We start from the raw sequence: 16665 nt of genomic DNA on the forward strand, positions 1-16665 counted from the left end.
GTAATGCAAACGACCGCGGCCGCTGAGTGGGCTACACTAAACGGGTCATTTTATCTTCAGGAGGACGCCATGTCCCGATTGACTCTGCTGGCCGGTTTGCTGCTGTGCAGCGGCCTGGCGCACGCCGCGCCGACGGTCAGCCAATTGCAGGACGGCCTGGAACACCCTTGGTCGCTGGCCTTCTTGCCGGCGGAACAAGGCCTGCTTATCACCGAACGGCCCGGCCGGCTGCGGCTGTGGCAGCAGGATAAAGGGCTGTCGCCGCCGATCGCCGGTGTGCCGCAGGTCTACGCCGAAGGGCAGGGCGGCCTGCTGGAGGTGCTGCCGGCACCCGATTTCGCCGCCAGCCGCCGGGTGTATCTCAGTTTCGCCGAACCGGGCGAGGGCGGCAAAGCCGGCACGGCGGTCGGCTATGGCCGCCTGAGCGACGATGGCGCGCGGCTGGAAAACTTTAAGGTGATCTTCCGTCAGCAGCCCAAGCTGTCGGTCGGCAATCACTTCGGCGGCAAATTGGCGTTTGATCGGCAAGGCTACCTGTTTATCACGCTGGGCGAAAACAATCAGCGGCCGACGGCGCAAGAGACCGACAAACTGCAGGGCAAGCTGGTGCGGCTGACCGCCGAGGGCGCCGTGCCGCCGGACAACCCCTGGGTCGGCCAGGCAGGTAAACGCCCGGAGGTTTGGTCTTACGGCCATCGCAATCCGCAAGGGCTGGCGTTGAACCCGTGGAGCGGCGCAATCTGGGAGCATGAGCACGGTCCGCGCGGCGGCGATGAGCTCAACATCCCGCTGCTGGGTAAAAACTACGGCTGGCCGCTGGCCACCTACGGCATCAACTATTCCGGCCAGCCGATCCCCGAGGCGAAGGGGGAGCGGGTGCCCGGCACCGAACAACCGCTCCACTATTGGCGAGTTTCGCCCGGCCTCAGCGGCATGGCGTTCTATGATGGGCAGCGCTTCCCCGCCTGGCGGCACTCGCTGTTCATCGGCGCGCTGGCGCAAAAGGCACTGATTCGCCTGACGCTGAAGGGGGACAAGGTGGTGGCGGAAGAGCGGCTGCTGGGCGATCGCGGCGAACGCATCCGCGAGGTGCGCAGCGGGCCGGATGGCTACCTGTATCTGCTGACGGACGAACGGGACGGCAAGCTGCTGAAGGTCGGGGCGTCGTAACGCCCCGCACGCGTCAGGTGAGTGCGCTCATCACGCCGCGCTGGTAGGCCGGGCGTGCGCGCAGTTGCTGATACCAGCGCTCCATGTTCGGCCGCGGGCGGCGGGCGATCGGCATTTCGAACCAGGCGTAGGCGAAGCTGCCGAGCGGGATATCGCCGAAACCGAACGCGCCGCCGGAGAGGTAAGGCTGGTGCGCCAGCGTCTGTTCGATGACGTCGAAGTGTTTTTCCAGCGTGGCGATCGCCGTTTCGATTTTCGCCATGTCGCGCAGCTCCGGCGCGGTGCGTATCAGGCCCCAAAAGACGATGGTGAAGGCCGGGACAATCGTCGAGGTGGTCCAGTCCATCCATTTCTCGGCGGCGGCGCGCGCCTGCAGATCTTGCGGATAGAACGTCGCGTCGCCGAATTTCGCCGCCAGGTAGCGCACGATGGTGTTGGACTCCCACAGCACGAAGTCATCGTCCTGCAGCAGCGGCACCAGGCCGTTCGGGTTCAACGCGCGGTAACTCTCTTCGTTGACTTTGCCGAACGCCCCGCCGGCGTTGATGTGGGTGTAGTTGAGCCCCAATTCGGCGGCGCACCACAGCACCTTCCTGACGTTGTTCGAATTCTCACGACCCCAAATGGTCAGCATGGGATAACTCCGTTAGCGGATAATAAGGACCCTCTATACCTACGCCACAACGCGCTTTTTGTCACACCGCAGGGCACTTTTTGTCTGCCGCTCAGCGTTCCCAGCGGCACACTTCCCAGCCGCGCTCCGCCGCCAGCGCGCTCAGTTCGCTGTCGGGGTTGATCACCGTGGCGCTGTCGACGAATTGCAGCATCGCCTTGTCATTGAGAGAGTCGCTGTAGCCGTGGCTGTGCTCGAACTTCAGGTGCGGGTGCTGCGCCAGCCAGTGCTGCAGGCGGATCACCTTGCCCTGTTGATAGGTCATGGTGCCGTAGGTGTTGCCGGTGAAGCGGCCATCGCTGATTTCCACGCCGATCGCCAGCGCATCGTCGGCGCCGAGCTGTTCGGCGATCGGCGCCACCAGATGCTCGCCGGTGGCGGAGATCACCAGGATGCAGTCGCCGCGTTCGCGGTGCCACTGCAGGCGTTCGCGGGCGGCGGGATAGACGCGCGGCAGGATGTCGCGGCGGATGTAACGTTGCACCCAGCCGGCCACGGTTTGCACGCTCAGGCCGGCCAGCGGCGCCAGCGTGGCCTGCATGTAGTCCTCCATCGACAGCTTGCCCTGATAATAGAGCTGCATCAGCTGCTGCTCCTGCAGTTCCAGCTCCGCCGGCGCGAACCCCTGGCCGACCAGCCAGCGGATCCACAGGCTGGCACTGTCATCGTCAATCAGGGTTTCATCCAGGTCGAATAAGGCTAAATCCATCAGTATTTCTCCGGCAGGCAGGGTATGAGGTCGTTTACAGGATAGCGGATAGCGCACATCGCCAGCCAGCGGCGTCGGCGAAATTGCGCAGAGCATAAGAAACATTGATGACGGTTTTGCGACAGTTTGTTGAACGTTTGCATAACTTAGAACGCAACAATATTGGCCGCTCCGGCGAGCGCGGTGATAACTATGAAGCAAATGCAGCTACCCGCTGGGGAGTGACAATGTTGATTATTCGCCTGTATGGCAGCCCGATCGTGATCGGGGAAGAAGAGGAACCGCATGATGACGCATCTGACGACGCAGAAGACGCTGCCGCTGCTGGATCTTTCGCAGCTTGACGGTGATGCGCGCCAACGGCGCGCCTTTCTCGACGATCTGCGCGCGGCGGCCCGCGACGTCGGTTTTTTCTATCTGCGCGGCCACGGCGTGGACGGCGCGCTGAATGCGCGGCTGCAGCACGCCGCGCGGCAATTCTTCGCCCTGCCGGAAGCCGACAAGCTGGCGGTGCAGATGGTGCATTCGCCGCACTTTCGCGGTTACAACCGGGCGGCGGCGGAACTCACGCGCGGGCAGCCTGACTGGCGCGAGCAGTTCGATATCGGCGCCGAACGCCCGGCGCTGACGCTGTCTGATGACACGCCGCGCTGGGCGCGCCTGCAGGGGCCAAACCAGTGGCCGGCGGCGCTGCCGACGCTGAAACCGCTGCTGCTGCAGTGGCAACAGGCCATGACCGCCATGTCGCTGCGGCTGCTGCGCGCTTTCGCTTTGGCGCTGTCGCTGCCGGAGCAGGCGTTCGATCGTTTGTACGGCGAGAAGCCCAACGAGCACATCAAACTGATCCGCTACCCGGGGCGGGACGCCACCGGCAGCGCACAGGGCGTCGGCGCGCACAAGGACTCCGGGTTTCTCAGCTTTTTGCTGCAGGACGCGCAAAAAGGGCTGCAGGTAGAGGTGAGCGAAGGGCAATGGATAGACGCGCAGCCGCGTGAAGACACCTTCGTGGTGAACATCGGCGAGCTGCTGGAACTCGCGACCAACGGCTATCTGCGCGCCACGGTGCACCGGGTGGAAACGCCGCCGGCGGGGCGCGACAGGTTGTCGATCGCTTTCTTCCTCGGCGCGCGGCTGGACGCGGTGGTGCCGCTGTATCAACTGCCGCCGCAGCTGGCGGCGCAGGCGCGCGGCCCGGCCAGCGATCCGCTCAACCCGCTGTTTCGCGACGTGGGCGACAATTACCTGAAAGGGCGCATCCGCTCTCACCCCGATGTGGCGCACCGTTTTTATCAGGACGTCATCGGCGTCTGAACGCCGGGCGTAAAAAAGCCCGGCGCGTCGGCCGGGCTGATGGTGCGCTGATGCGGCGATTATTCCGCCAGCGCCTGCTGCAGATCGGCGATCAGATCTTCCACATCCTCAATCCCTACCGACAGGCGCACCAGCTGCGGCGTGATGCCGGTTTCCAAGCGCTGTTCCAGCGGAATGGAGGCGTGCGTCATGCTGAACGGCTGGCTGATCAGGCTTTCCACGCCGCCCAGGCTTTCCGCCAGGGTGAACAGGCGCGAACGCTGGATGACCCGGCGCGCATAGGCGTCGTCGCCTTTCAGCCGTACCGAGATCATGCCGCCGAAGCGCGTCATCTGGCGCGCCGCCAGCTCATGCTGCGGATGGCTCGGCAGGCCGGGGTAATAGACGTTTTCCACCTGCGGCTGGCTCTCCAGCCACTGGGCGATGCGCAGCGCGCTATCGCTGTGGCGCTGCATGCGCAGCGCCAGAGTGCGAATGCCGCGCAGCGTCAGGAAGCTGCTGAACGGATCGAGAATGCCGCCGACCGCGTTTTGCAGGAAACCGAGCTGTTCCGCCAGCGCCGGGTTATTCCCCACCGCCGCGACGCCCGCCACCACATCGGAGTGGCCGTTAAGGTATTTGGTGGCGGAGTGCACCACCACGTCAAAGCCCAGATCCAGCGGACGTTGCAGATACGGCGAGGCGAAGGTGTTGTCCGCCACGCTGATGAGCTGATGCTTTTTGGCGATCGCGGCGATGGCGCTCAGATCCGCCAGCTTGAGCAGCGGGTTGGTTGGCGTTTCGACCCAGATCATTTTGGTTTCCGGCTCGATCGCCTGTTCCAGCCCGGCAAGATCCGCCGGCGACACGTAAGTCACGCGCAGGCCGGCGGTGCGGCTGCGCACTTTTTCCAGCAGGCGATAGGTGCCGCCGTACAGGTCGTCTACCGCGATCAGGTGGCTGTCTTTATCGAGCAGCTCCAGCACCGTGGAGCACGCCGCCAGACCGGAGGCGAAGGCGTAGCCGCGGCTGCCGCCTTCCAGTTCGGCGATGGCGCTTTCCAGCGCGGTGCGCGTCGGGTTGGCGCTGCGGGAGTATTCGTAGCCGGTATGTTCGCCCGGTGCCGGTTGGGCGTAGGTGGAGGTGGCGTAAATCGCCGGCATCACTGCGCCGGTCGCATCCGGGGTGTAACCGGCGTGAACGGTCAACGTATCAAACTTGGCCATAATGGATCCTTATTAACGTAATTTTTGGCGCCAGGCGTTAAGCACGTCTGTGCGGGTAATCAGGCCGAGGAAGCGCTCGCCGTCGAGCACCACCGCGACGTGGCCATGGTTGAAGGTGGCCTGTAATTCCTCGTAGCCGGCTTCCTTTTGCAGCGTCTGGACCTGCTTGGTCATCGCGCTGCCGGCCGGCAGGCTGAAGTGGGCGGCGTCGGCCTGGACGGCGTTCAGCAGATCCCACTCATCGATCAATCCGACCACCCGATCGCCTTCCAGCACCGGTAGCTGCGAGATGTCGTACAGCCGCATGCGGGCGTGCACGATCGCCAGCGTGTCGTCCGGCGCGGCGGAAACGGCGGCGCCTTCGTCGTGGCGATAAGCGATCAGATCGCGCAGATCGCCGTGCTGCGGTTTGCTCAGCAGGCCCTGCTCCAGCATCCAGTGGTCGTTATACATTTTAGACAGGTATTTGTTGCCGCTGTCGCAAACGAAGGTCACGACCCGCTTGGGTTCGGTTTGCGCGCGGCAGTAACGCAGAGCGGCGGCCAGCAGGGTGCCGGTGGAGGAGCCCGCCAGCACGCCTTCCTTGCGCAGCAGATCGCGCGCGGTGGTGAAGGCTTCTTCATCGCCGATGCGGTAAGCGTGGCGCACCTGGTCAAAGTCGCTGAGCGGCGGGACGAAGTCTTCGCCGATGCCTTCCACCAGCCAACTGCCCGCTTCGCCGATTTGGCCGTGGTCGAGATAGTCCGCCAGGATAGAGCCGGCAGGGTCGGCCAGCACGAATTCCGTCTGCGGCGAAACCTCGGCGAAATAGCGGCTCAACCCGCCCAGCGTGCCGCCGGAACCGACGCCGACCACGATGGCGTCCACGTCATGATCCATCTGCCGCCACAGTTCGGGCGCGGTGGTGGTGGTATGGGCCGCCGGGTTGGCCGGGTTGTTGAACTGATCGATATAAAAGGCGCCGGGGATCTCCCCGGCCAGGCGTTTAGCGTAATCCTGATAATAAGCCGGGTGCCCCTTGCCGACGTCCGAACGCGTCAGCAACACCTCTACCCCCAACGCGCGCAGGTGGAAGATCTTTTCGCGGCTCATCTTGTCCGGCACCACCAGCAGCAGCTTATAGCCTTTCAGCGCCGCCACCAGCGCCAACCCCAGGCCGGTATTGCCGGCGGTGGCTTCGATGATGGTGCCGCCCGGCTGCAGTTTGCCGTCGCGCTCGGCCTGCTCGATCATCGACAGCGCCACGCGGTCTTTGATCGAACCGCCGGGGTTTTGGTTCTCCAGCTTGACGAACAGCCGGCACGGGCCGGTATCAAACTGGGTCAGTTCCAACATCGGGGTATTGCCAATCATCTCGATGACGGAATGGGGGATCGCCATGACTCATCTCCAGGATTATTCGGTATAAAAGTCGTTGTGCGGATGATAGCGCTGAGGATAAGCGCTTTAAAAAGAACAAATAACGGTTCTATATGCAATTATGGAATATATTAATCTTTTTTAGACGTATGGAAGCGCAGATGTTTAGCGGTGCAGATGCTTGGCCGTTTAGCCGTGGATGGGGGCGAAAGTGCGCGTCTCGATGCTTTTTTGAACGATAAGTGCGTGCCTGCGTACAGTTATGTAAAAATGCTGAAAATTCACGCTAAACCCTGCAAAAATAAGATAAATCACATAAACTCACAGCAAGGGCATTTTCGGTGTGTTGTGTTACCCGCTACGGGCGCCGCAGGGGGTTGCGGCCGGCACGCGCGCACCGGGCCACTCTCGCTGGTTGGCTTAAAACGTGAACATGTTTGAAAGTTAACGCTATTTCAATGGTTTTGAATGGACACTCTGGCGACGTCATGATGAAAAAAAACTTATCCACTTCCCTGAAAAAATTGACCTTCAGCGTAGGCATCCTGTTGCTGGCCGCCCCGGCCGTACACGCGGCCGAGCCGCCGGCGCCGCCGCAGGTAGACGCCAAGGCCTTCATTCTGATGGACTACAACAGCGGCAAGGTGCTGACCGAAGGCAATGCCGACACCCGTCTCGATCCCGCCAGCCTGACCAAGATCATGTCCAGCTACGTGATCGGCCAGGCGATCAAGGCCGGCAAGATCAAGCCGGAAGACATGGTCACCGTCGGCAAAGACGCCTGGGCGCCCGGTAACCCGGCGCTGCGCGGCTCTTCGCTGATGTTCATCAAGCCGGGCGATCAGGTGCCGGTGCTGGAACTGAATAAGGGCATCGTGATCCAGTCCGGCAACGACGCCAGCATCGCGCTGGCAGACTACGTGGCGGGCAGCCAGGATTCGTTCGTTGGCCTGATGAACAACTATGCCAAATCCCTGGGCCTGCAGAATACCCACTTCCTGACGGTGCACGGCCTGGATGCGGAAGGGCAGTACAGCACCGCGCGTGACATGGCGCTGTTGAGTCAGGCGCTGATCCGCGACGTGCCGGACGAATACGCGCTGCATAAAGAGAAAGAGTTCACCTTCAACAAGATCCGCCAGATTAACCGCAACCGTCTGCTGTGGAGCAGCAACCTGAACGTCGACGGTATCAAGACCGGTTACACCAGCGGCGCCGGCCACAACCTGGTGGCGTCCGCTACCGACGGACCGATGCGTCTGATCTCGGTGGTTTTAGGCGCGCCGAGCGATCGCGTGCGCTTTAGCGAAAGCGAAAAGCTGCTGACCTGGGGCTTCCGCTTCTATGAAACCGCGACGCCGATCAAGGCCGATAAACCGTTCGTCACCCAGAAAGTGTGGTTCGGCGACGTCAGCGAAGTGCCGCTTGGCGTGGCGAAAGACGCCTCGGTCACCATTCCGAAAGGGCAGATGAAAAACCTGAAGGCCAGCTACAAGCTGACCCAACCGACGCTGGAAGCGCCGCTGGCGAAAAACCAGGTGGTCGGCACCATCGATTTCCAGCTGGACGGCAAAACCATCGAACAGCACCCGCTGGTGGTGATGCAAGAGGTGAAAGAGGGCAACTTCTTCAGCCGCATCTGGGATATGGTGATGATGAAGCTGAGCCAGTGGTTCGGCGGGATCTTCGGCTGAATAGCCTGATGTAAGGAGCGCCCCGGGCGCACCATCCTCGACCAAGCCGCAACGGAGACGTTGCGGCTTTTTTTCGCGAGTTTCTGCGGCGCGGTGATTAAAAGTAGTCCACCAGCATGGTGGCGCCGCTGGTGAAATCGCCTTCCGCCAGGGTGACGGCGCTGTTTTTTACCGGCACCGCATCAAGCGTCGGCGGATTGGCGTAGTCGATGTTCAGCGGCGTATTGATGGCGAAGGCCTTACCGTTGGCCAACAGCTTGATGCCCAATCCAGTGACGCTGCTGGTCAACACGCTGTTGTCAAAGGCCGCCGCGCTGCCCATGATCTTCATTTTCAACTGGCGGCTGTTATCCAGAAACTCGCATTTGATGCTGTAATCGATGCGTTGCATATAGCGGCTGCCGTCGATGCGTTTGATGCCGACCTTGCCGAAGTCGATATCGATGGTGCGCCCGTCGTTGATCACGCAAGGCGGAGGCGCCACCACGGTGGCGGTGATGTTGACTTTGGTGCCCTGATCGGCGGCCTGAGCGGCCGAGCTAATCAACTCCAGCGCCAACAGCAGGGCGCAGCCCGTTTTTATCGTCATGTTCATTCTGGCTCCCGTCTCAAGGTGCGCTGAAGATCAGCGTGGCCGAGCCCGACAGCGGACCGGTGGCGATGCTGGTGTAAGGGACATTGTTCTTCACCGGCACAAAGGTGACGGTGTCGTTGCCCAGACCGTTGACGATGCGCGTTCTGAAGGCATTGTTGGGCTTTACCACCGCGCCGTTGTGCACCATGGCCACGCCGACGTTGGGGTTGGTGGTCTTGATAAAATCGCTGGAGAATCCGCTGGCGTCGCTGACCATCCGGATCAGAATATCCTGCGTCGCACTCTGATCGTCGCACTGGTAGCTGAGCGCTTTGTCCTGTTTGATCTGGGCGTCGTTGGCGCTCTGGGTCAGGAAGTCCTGGCGGATCTGACCAAAATCGACATTAATTTGCTGGCCGTTGTTGATGGTGCAACTGGTGGTGACGAAGTAGGCGTCGTTGTCGGCGATCAGGCGCCAGCGATAAACGCCGCACTGTGGGCAGCCCGGTTGATCGTTGGTCTGAATAAAGTTGATTTGGCCGATGACGTCACCCTTATTCACCTTGATGTCCGGCGTTGGGAAACGGTTCAACACGATATAGACCCGGATGGCGACAGACTGGGTCTGCAAGCCGGTGAGGCTGAGTACGCTGATGCCGGCAGGCACCGGGGAGTTATAGTCGCTGCCGTTGATGGTCGTGCCGCTGCCGATCGAGCCAAAAATCGCGCCGTTCATCGACAGCGCCGGGCTATCGGTTTTGAGATAGTCGTACCAGCTCGCGACGTCGTTTTTACAGGTGACCTGGCTGACGTTGACGATTTCGTTTTTGCCATAAGAAAGCTGCGGCCCGATGCGAACCCGGACGTCAACCGGCGTGGCCGATCCCCCCGGGGGAATAAGTCCGCCATCGGACGTGCGGCAAGTAAATGCGTTGGCGTTGCCAAACAGCAGGAAGAAAGAGAGTGCCAGGCAGCAACGTAAAAATAGCAGGGCTGTTTTTCTCACGATAATATCCCGATATATATAAATGGTGTGCGGCGTTACTCCGCAATGAAATATTGCCAATCAGGCCGGCTGGCCATATTTATTCCGTTAAAGGAGAGTGAGATGCATCTTTGTTGGGTATGCCGTTGTTATCGCCACCGTCCAGCAACGCGGTGGGATACCACCTCAACGAGTTGTTGATGGAGCCGTCCGTCACAATCACTTCTTGTCGGGCGACAAGATCCAATAACAGCCGTCGAGCCCGGTAAACACCGACGTTGACGGCATTGGCCAGTTGCCGTGTCGAGAGCCACTGCTGCTGTGGCGGCGGCCCGGCGACGGGACATTGACGGGGCGATTGCGCGAATAATGTTTGCAGCAGTTCGTGCTGCAATTGCCGTATTTCCTTTTGTTTCGGAGATAACGCTTCCATAGCACTTCCTCTGTATTCCGATTGCCGTATTCCTAAGAAAAAACAAACATTCACCGTCTACCAACAACGAGGTAAAACGCGAACAAAGAAAATTCCTATCTATTTATCAGGATTGAAAAAAAAGGCGTTGCCCGCCCCGTTTTTACCTATGTTCAGGCAGGGGGGCGTCACGCAGAAACCTAAAATTTTGGTTTATTATATTCACAAAGAGCCACTTTGCGATCTGATTACTTGTGAATCTCGCAAAAACAGGATATTGCTCTATAAAAGTATTTTTTACGATCTATGAGCCTAAAAATAACAGTAAATTAACTTTAATTAGGAAATAAATTGCGAATGTTCGCCTTGATCAAAAAAAGCCTTTTTTTGCTGAGAGGCATTTGCCAGAATATTCATCGCCGGACAAGAAGGGCGGATTAGAAAGTATTGGCCCCTGCTCGTTGTGATTTCGTTTATTTTTATAGGACGAATTCATTAATGGGTGGGCCGCTGCAGACTTGCCGTTATCGACTTTTTATTGTCGGTGCCTTTGGGTTTTGGCAGTTAACCAACTAGCAAGATGCTAAAGAATCAGGGCTGCGCACATATAAGCGCGAGCAGGTTTCCTGTTGCTCTTTTTCTTGATTGGAATATGCATTTTTTCTTATAAGGAATATAGGTTCTATGAAACTTAACAAAATCATGATGGCTGCAGTGATTGCATTTGGCGCAAGTTCTTTTGCACAGGCAGCCGATCAGGGACACGGTAAGGTCACCTTCACGGGCTCTATTATTGATGCGCCATGCTCTATTGCGCCTGAGTCGATCGATCAGACCGTAGATCTGGGCCAGGTGTCCAACGTGGCGTTGAAAAACGGCGGCAAATCCAACCCGCGTCCGTTTGAAATCAAGCTGGAGCAGTGCGACATCACCACCCTGAAAACCGTTAAAACCACCTTCAGCGGCGTAGCATCGTCTACCGATAAGGATCTGCTGGGCATCGCGGGCACCGCCAGCGGCGCCGGCGTAGCCATCTCTTACAACGGCCAGCCGATCAAACTGGGTGAAGCGACTACCGCGCAGACCCTGAACACCGGCAACAACACCCTGCATTTCGCCGCCTACCTGCAGGGCGAAGGCGCTTCTGCCGCCATCGTTCCGGGTGACTTCACCGCCGTAGCCGATTTCACCCTGGCTTATCAGTAAGTGAGTCCGAAGGCTTAATCAACCAGGCATGGGGTTCGCCGCATGCCTGGTGAATCTCCCTGTCAAAGGAATGTCGCGATGTTTTTACCAAGGAATCGAGCGGGTGCCGTTCTTTTGGCGTCGTTGGCGTTTGCGCCCGGCTATGCAACTTCCGCCGCGCAGGGGTGGGGCAAAGTCAGCATGCACGGCGCCATTATCGACACCGCCTGCGCCATTGCCGCCGGCAGCCGCGATCAGACGATCGATATGGACACTCTTCCTCTCGGGCAGATCATTCGTGACGGCCAGGGGATGACCAAACCTTTCAGTATTGAATTGGTCAACTGCATTTTGGAACGGCCGGAAAACAAACCTGATTGGAAATTCTTTCAGGTCACGTTTGATGGTTATGCGGAAGGCGCTCTGTTTGGCGTACAGGGCGAGGCGCGCGGCGTCGCATTGAAGATAAAAGACAGCAACGGCACGCCGGTTATTCCAGGGAAACCCTTACCGATGGAAGGAATAATACCGGGAAATAGAGTGCTGAATTATTCCATGACGTTGATGCCGAATCATCAGCCGTTGAAGGCGGGAGCGTATTTTTCCACAGTGCGTTTTAAGCTGGATTATTTTTGATTTTTTCTCGTACTGACGGTTAATTCGTTATTGAAAGGACTTTTATTATGCTTTCACCGGCAGGGAAGTTATTTCGTCTTCAAGCTTTGGGGCTTTGTGTTGCCCTTTCTCTGGGAAATCCGATCGCGTTGGTCTATGCCGCCGACGTTATTCAATTCAATACTGACGTATTAGACATCAACGATCGTAAAAATATCGATCTGAGCCAATTTACGCGCAGCGGCTACATCATGCCGGGCGTTTATACCATGGTGGTGCACGTCAATAAGAACGACCTGCCGGAACAGCCGGTGACGTTTTTGGCGCCTGAGAACGATCCTAAAGGCAGCGAAGCCTGTCTTTCACCGGCATTGGTCAACCAACTGGGGCTGAAAGAAAAGCTGTTAAGCACGCTGAACTGGACACACGGCGGCCGCTGCCTTGACGCCTCCAGTCTGGCAGGGATGGAAGCGCGCGGCGATCTCGCCAGTTCCGCGCTGTATCTCAACATCCCACAGGCCTATCTGGAGTACAGCTCGGAAAACTGGGATCCGCCTTCGCGCTGGGATGACGGTATTCCCGGGCTGCTGTTTGACTATAACGTCAACGCCCAAACGCAAAAGCACCAGAAAGGCGGCAGCAGCTACAGCCTGAGCGGCAACGGCACCGGCGGCGCCAACCTGGGCGCCTGGCGCCTGCGCGCCGACTGGCAGGCCAACCTCAACCACCAGACCGGATCTTCTCAGCCGACTGACAAACAGTTCGACTGGAGCCGCTATTACGCCTATCGGGCGATCCCGGCGCTGCGTTCGCGGCTGACGATGGGGGAGGATTACCTGAACTCCGACATTTTCGACAGCCTGCGCTTTACCGGCGTCAGTCTGCGATCCGACGACAGCATGTTGCCGCCCAACCTGCGCGGCTATGCGCCGGAAGTGACCGGCGTGGCGAAAACCAACGCCAAGGTGGTGGTCAGCCAGCAAGGGCGCGTGCTGTATGAAACGCAAGTGGCGGCGGGGCCGTTCCGCATTCAGGACATCAACGACGCCGTTTCCGGCGAGCTGGACGTGCGCGTCGAAGAGCAGGACGGCAGCGTGCAGGAGTTCAAGATGAACACCGCCAACATTCCTTACCTGACGCGCCCGGGCACGGTGCGTTACAAGCTGGCGACGGGCAAACCGTCGGAGTGGGGGCATCACCTGCGCGGGCCGATGTTCGGCACCGGCGAGTTCTCCTGGGGCATCAGCAACGGCTGGTCGTTGTACGGTGGGGGCATCGCCGGCGGCGATTATAACGCGCTGTCGCTGGGGGTCGGGCGCGATCTGATGGCGCTGGGGGCGCTGTCGTTCGATGCCACGCAGTCGCGCGCGCGTTTGCCGCAGGATGGCACGCTGACCGGCGGTTCGTATCGGTTGAGCTATTCGAAGAACTTCGATGAATACGACAGCCAGGTCACCTTTGCCGGTTACCGCTTCTCCCAGGAAGATTTCATGAGCATGGGGGACTACCTCGATGCGCGTTACGAAGGGGGACGCAGCGGCAAGAGCAAGGAGATGTACACCATCACCTTCAACAAACAGTTCCGCGATCTGGGGCTCAGCACCTATCTCAACTACAGCCACCAAACCTACTGGGATCGGGCGCCGAACGATCGTTACAACCTGATGGTATCGCGCTACTTCGATATCGGCGATTTCAAGAACGTCAGCGTATCGCTGTCGGCCTATCGCAACCGTTACAACGAGCGCAACGACGACGGGATGTACCTGTCGCTGTCGCTGCCCTGGGGCAGCGCCGGGACGCTCAGTTACAACATGACGCTCGATCGCGAAGAGAACGCTCATCGGGTCGGTTACTACAACCGGGTCGATGAACACAACAACTATCAGATCAGCGCGGGCGCCGCGCGCAGTGGGGCGACCGCCAGCGGGTATTACAGCCATCAGGGCGATATGGCGCAGATCAACGCCAACGCCAGCTACCAGGCCGGTCGCTACAGCGCCGTCGGCATCGGCGCGCAGGGCGGCCTGACGATGGCGGCGGAAGGGGCGGTGCTGCATCGGGTCAATACGCCGGGCGGCACGCGCTTGCTGCTCGATACCGAAGGCGTCGCCGGCGTGCCGGTGCGTGGCTACGGCAGTACGGTGCTGACCAACCGTTACGGCAAGGCGGTGGTGGCGGATGTGAACAGCTACTACCGCAACAAGGCCAGCATCGATCTCAACAGCCTGGGCGACAACGTCGAGGCGACGCGTTCCGTGGTGCAGGCCACGTTGACCGAGGGCGCCATCGGCTACCGCAAGTTCGAGGTGATTGCCGGCGAGAAGGCGATGGCGATCGTCAAGCTGGCGGACGGCAGTGAGCCGCCGTTTGGCGCCACGGTGCTGAATGCCCGCAAACAGGAGACCGGCATCATCAATGACGGCGGCAGCGTTTACCTGTCCGGCCTCAACCCCGGCGAGCGCATGAGCGTGCACTGGAACGGCGCGGCGCAGTGTGAAATCCAGCTGCCGGCGCCGTTGCCGGCCGAAATGCTGATGAACACGTTGCTGCTGCCTTGCCGTCCTCTCACCGGTAACAAGCCGGCGGAGAACGCCAACTGATACCCCCGGCGGAGCGTGCTTCGCCGCTAAACCGCCGGGGCGGAATCGCCCGCCTTCGGCTGACTGGAACCGTGAAGACATGATGAATCTGACTATGACCAGAAAGACCGTTTCCCTTTTGAGCTCGCTCGCCGCCGCGTTGACGATCGGCGCGATCGGCCTGCCCGCCCATGCGGCTATCGCGCTGGATCGCACGCGCGTGATTTTCGACGGCGACCAGAAAACGGTCAGCCTCAACATCAGCAATCAGAATAAGCAATTGCCCTATCTGGCCCAGGGGTGGATTGAAGACGATCGCGGCAACAAGATCCAAAGCCCTTTCACCGTGCTGCCGCCGGTGCAGCGGGTGGAGCCGGGCAAACCGAGCCAGGTGAAGATCCAGTCGCTGCCGGCGGCGCGTCAGCTGCCGCAGGACAGGGAGACGCTGTATTACTTCAACCTGCGCGAAATACCGCCGCGCAGCAATAAGCCGAACACGCTGCAGATAGCGTTGCAGACGCGCATCAAAATGTTTTATCGCCCGGCGGTGCTCGCCCCGAAAAAGAACGCCGCACCGTGGCAGGAGCAGCTGACGCTGACCCGGCAGGGCGACAAGTACGTGGTGAACAACCCGACCCCGTATTACGTGACGATCGTTGAGGCGAGCGCCGGCAAGGGCGGGAAAGGGGCCGCCGGCTTTGAACCGTTGATGGTGGCGCCGAAGGCCAGCGCCTCGCTGAACGTCTCAGCCGCGAGCCTCGGCAGCGGCCCGTCGCTGGCGTACATCAACGATTACGGTGGTCGGCCGCAGTTGAACTTCCGCTGCGCCGGCAATGCCTGCCAGGTCGTGCCGGTCGCCAAATGACGCGCCGCGCGCAAGCAGGGAAGACCAAGTCATGAACACAGCGGAGTGAACGAATCATGCAACGAAAGAACCCCATGCTGTTGGGAAAGGCCTATGAACGTCATCAGCGACGCACTATTGGCCTGACGGTGTTGGCCGCGCTGATGGTGCCGCTGACGGCGGGCACGATGTTGATGCTGATGCCACCGGCCCGCGCGGTGGATAACTGGGACGTTGAGGGGGCGAACGGCACGCTCCACGTCTACGGCGCGTTAACGGAAAGCGCCTGCAGCCTGGAAATGACCACCGCCCGCCAGGAGGTATGGCTGGGCGAGACGGGAACGGCGCACTTCCAGCGCCCGGGCGATCGCGGCACGCCGGTCGCCTTCGAGCTGACGCTGAAAGACTGCCTGCGGGCACCGGCGAGCAACCGCGACGCCTGGACCGGGGTTCTGGCCTGGAGCGGCAGCCAGCCTGCGGTGTCCGTCGCGTTTTCCGCGCCGACGGATGACGACGCGCCGGGTCTGGTCAGGGTCGCCGGCGTCACCGGTTTGGGGTTGCAGTTGGCGGATGCCCGCGGTCTGCCGGTCCGCCTCGGCGCGCGCAACAAACCGGTATTGCTGACGCCGGGACAAAACACCCTGACGTATACGGTGACGCCGGTGCGCACTCCGGCGACGCTGAGCGCCGGCGCTTACCGCGCGGCGATCGATTTCCGTCTTTATTACGACTAATACGCCGCTTGCGCCTGGCAGGCGCAAGCATAACCAAAGGGAGTGGCGTCATGCGCGCGACAGAGACGAACCGGCGCCGAAGCGCGCTGCTGGGAGCCGGCATGGTGATGCTGGCCGGCATGATGGCGCAGCCGGCGGCTGCGGCGGAAAACATGCGCTTTCACGGTACGCTGGTGGCCGAGCCGTGTGTCATACAACCGGGGGATGAGGACATCCAACTGGATTTCGGCACCATCGTCGACAAATACCTGTACCTGAACACCCGCACCCACAGCCAAACCTTCGCGTTGCACCTGACCGAGTGCGATCTCAGCCTGGGCAATACGGTGGCCATTACGTTTACCGGTACTGAGAACGCCAAACTGCCCGGCCTGTTGGCGTTGGATGGCGGCAGCCTGGCGTCGGGGATCGGCATCGGGCTGGAGGACAGCAGCGGCAAGGCGCTGCCGCTCAATCGCGCCAGCGATAAATTCCGTCTGAACGCCGGCAACACCACACTCACGCTGCAAGCCTATGTGCAGGGAGAGCCGGAAGCCATCCAGACGAAGTCCATCGGCCGCGGCACCTTCAGCGCGGTGGCCACCTTCACGTTGGAATACGAATAAGCGCCTAC

General features: G+C 60.3%; 17 protein-coding genes. 10 read left to right on the forward strand and 7 right to left on the reverse strand.

Translation table 11 applies throughout. The features are described 5' to 3' along the window. Positions 1-69: 69 nt before the first annotated feature. The gene (locus ACMGG9_RS06755) at positions 70-1170 is read left to right on the forward strand and encodes a PQQ-dependent sugar dehydrogenase (RefSeq protein WP_342173852.1); all 1101 of its coding nucleotides are present in this window, start codon (positions 70-72) and stop codon (positions 1168-1170) included. A 13-nt stretch (positions 1171-1183) separates the two neighbouring features. On the opposite strand, the gene ACMGG9_RS06760 is transcribed toward ACMGG9_RS06755, so the two are convergent. Continuing rightward, the gene (locus tag ACMGG9_RS06760) at positions 1184-1804 is read right to left on the reverse strand and encodes a glutathione S-transferase family protein (protein ID WP_033642496.1); all 621 of its coding nucleotides are present in this window, start codon (positions 1802-1804) and stop codon (positions 1184-1186) included. Positions 1805-1895: 91 nt separating this feature from the next. Continuing rightward, positions 1896-2552 carry an HAD family hydrolase gene (locus ACMGG9_RS06765; RefSeq protein ID WP_033642497.1) on the reverse strand — a complete coding sequence of 219 codons (657 nt, stop codon included), beginning with the start codon at positions 2550-2552 and terminating at the stop codon, positions 1896-1898. 107 nt (positions 2553-2659) lie between these two features. On the opposite strand from ACMGG9_RS06765, the gene ACMGG9_RS06770 reads away from it, so the two are divergent. Together ACMGG9_RS06770 and ACMGG9_RS06775 are read left to right on the forward strand one after the other, a co-directional pair. After that, positions 2660-2896, forward strand: a complete 237-nt coding sequence (locus tag ACMGG9_RS06770) for a hypothetical protein (RefSeq protein ID WP_071845076.1) — start codon at positions 2660-2662, stop codon at positions 2894-2896. Then, positions 2841-3863, forward strand: coding sequence for an isopenicillin N synthase family dioxygenase (locus ACMGG9_RS06775; protein WP_033644235.1), 1023 nt, complete (start codon positions 2841-2843; stop codon positions 3861-3863). The genes ACMGG9_RS06770 and ACMGG9_RS06775 overlap by 56 nt, the downstream gene beginning before the upstream one ends. Before the next feature lie 59 nt (positions 3864-3922). On the opposite strand, the gene ACMGG9_RS06780 is transcribed toward ACMGG9_RS06775, so the two are convergent. After that, positions 3923-5068 carry a trans-sulfuration enzyme family protein gene (locus tag ACMGG9_RS06780; RefSeq protein ID WP_213587266.1) on the reverse strand — a complete coding sequence of 382 codons (1146 nt, stop codon included), beginning with the start codon at positions 5066-5068 and terminating at the stop codon, positions 3923-3925. 12 nt (positions 5069-5080) lie between these two features. Continuing rightward, a complete protein-coding gene (locus tag ACMGG9_RS06785; protein ID WP_042784067.1) occupies positions 5081-6448 on the reverse strand; it encodes a pyridoxal-phosphate dependent enzyme in 1368 nt (455 codons plus the stop codon). Between the two features lie 467 nt (positions 6449-6915). On the opposite strand from ACMGG9_RS06785, the gene ACMGG9_RS06790 reads away from it, so the two are divergent. Further along, positions 6916-8121: a serine hydrolase gene (locus ACMGG9_RS06790; RefSeq protein ID WP_033633487.1), complete on the forward strand. Its 1206-nt coding sequence runs from the start codon at positions 6916-6918 to the stop codon at positions 8119-8121. Positions 8122-8218: 97 nt separating this feature from the next. Here the strand turns inward: ACMGG9_RS06790 and ACMGG9_RS06795 are convergent, their stop codons facing one another. The 3 genes from ACMGG9_RS06795 to ACMGG9_RS06805 all read right to left on the reverse strand — a co-directional run bounded on the left by ACMGG9_RS06795 (position 8219) and on the right by ACMGG9_RS06805 (position 10113). Further along, on the reverse strand, positions 8219-8710 hold the full coding sequence (locus tag ACMGG9_RS06795) for a fimbrial protein (protein ID WP_414161999.1): 492 nt from the start codon (positions 8708-8710) through the stop codon (positions 8219-8221). A gap of 19 nt (positions 8711-8729) precedes the next feature. Next, positions 8730-9548 (reverse strand): fimbrial protein, encoded by an 819-nt coding sequence (locus ACMGG9_RS06800; protein ID WP_033633691.1) that lies wholly within the window; start codon positions 9546-9548, stop codon positions 8730-8732. Positions 9549-9780: 232 nt separating this feature from the next. Next, positions 9781-10113, reverse strand: a complete 333-nt coding sequence (locus ACMGG9_RS06805; RefSeq protein ID WP_147880291.1) for a hypothetical protein — start codon at positions 10111-10113, stop codon at positions 9781-9783. Positions 10114-10776: 663 nt separating this feature from the next. Between ACMGG9_RS06805 and ACMGG9_RS06810 the strand changes: the two genes are divergently transcribed. The 6 genes from ACMGG9_RS06810 (at position 10777) to ACMGG9_RS06835 (ending at position 16657) form a co-directional block, all read left to right on the forward strand. Continuing rightward, a complete protein-coding gene (locus ACMGG9_RS06810; protein WP_025302212.1) occupies positions 10777-11298 on the forward strand; it encodes a fimbrial protein in 522 nt (173 codons plus the stop codon). A 78-nt stretch (positions 11299-11376) separates the two neighbouring features. Then, on the forward strand, positions 11377-11913 hold the full coding sequence (locus tag ACMGG9_RS06815; protein WP_033642500.1) for a fimbrial protein: 537 nt from the start codon (positions 11377-11379) through the stop codon (positions 11911-11913). A 47-nt stretch (positions 11914-11960) separates the two neighbouring features. Then, complete coding sequence (locus ACMGG9_RS06820) at positions 11961-14495, forward strand: outer membrane usher protein (RefSeq protein WP_147880290.1); 2535 nt, start codon at positions 11961-11963, stop codon at positions 14493-14495. A 79-nt stretch (positions 14496-14574) separates the two neighbouring features. Beyond that, positions 14575-15339, forward strand: coding sequence for a fimbria/pilus periplasmic chaperone (locus ACMGG9_RS06825; protein WP_164106163.1), 765 nt, complete (start codon positions 14575-14577; stop codon positions 15337-15339). A 74-nt stretch (positions 15340-15413) separates the two neighbouring features. Beyond that, on the forward strand, positions 15414-16052 hold the full coding sequence (locus ACMGG9_RS06830) for a fimbrial protein (RefSeq protein ID WP_046897038.1): 639 nt from the start codon (positions 15414-15416) through the stop codon (positions 16050-16052). Between the two features lie 50 nt (positions 16053-16102). Further along, positions 16103-16657 carry a fimbrial protein gene (locus ACMGG9_RS06835; RefSeq protein ID WP_033642504.1) on the forward strand — a complete coding sequence of 185 codons (555 nt, stop codon included), beginning with the start codon at positions 16103-16105 and terminating at the stop codon, positions 16655-16657. Positions 16658-16665 lie beyond the last annotated feature (8 nt).

It is taken from the genome of Serratia sp. BNK-10 (assembly GCF_047456065.1).
GTDB lineage: Bacteria > Pseudomonadota > Gammaproteobacteria > Enterobacterales > Enterobacteriaceae > Serratia > Serratia ureilytica.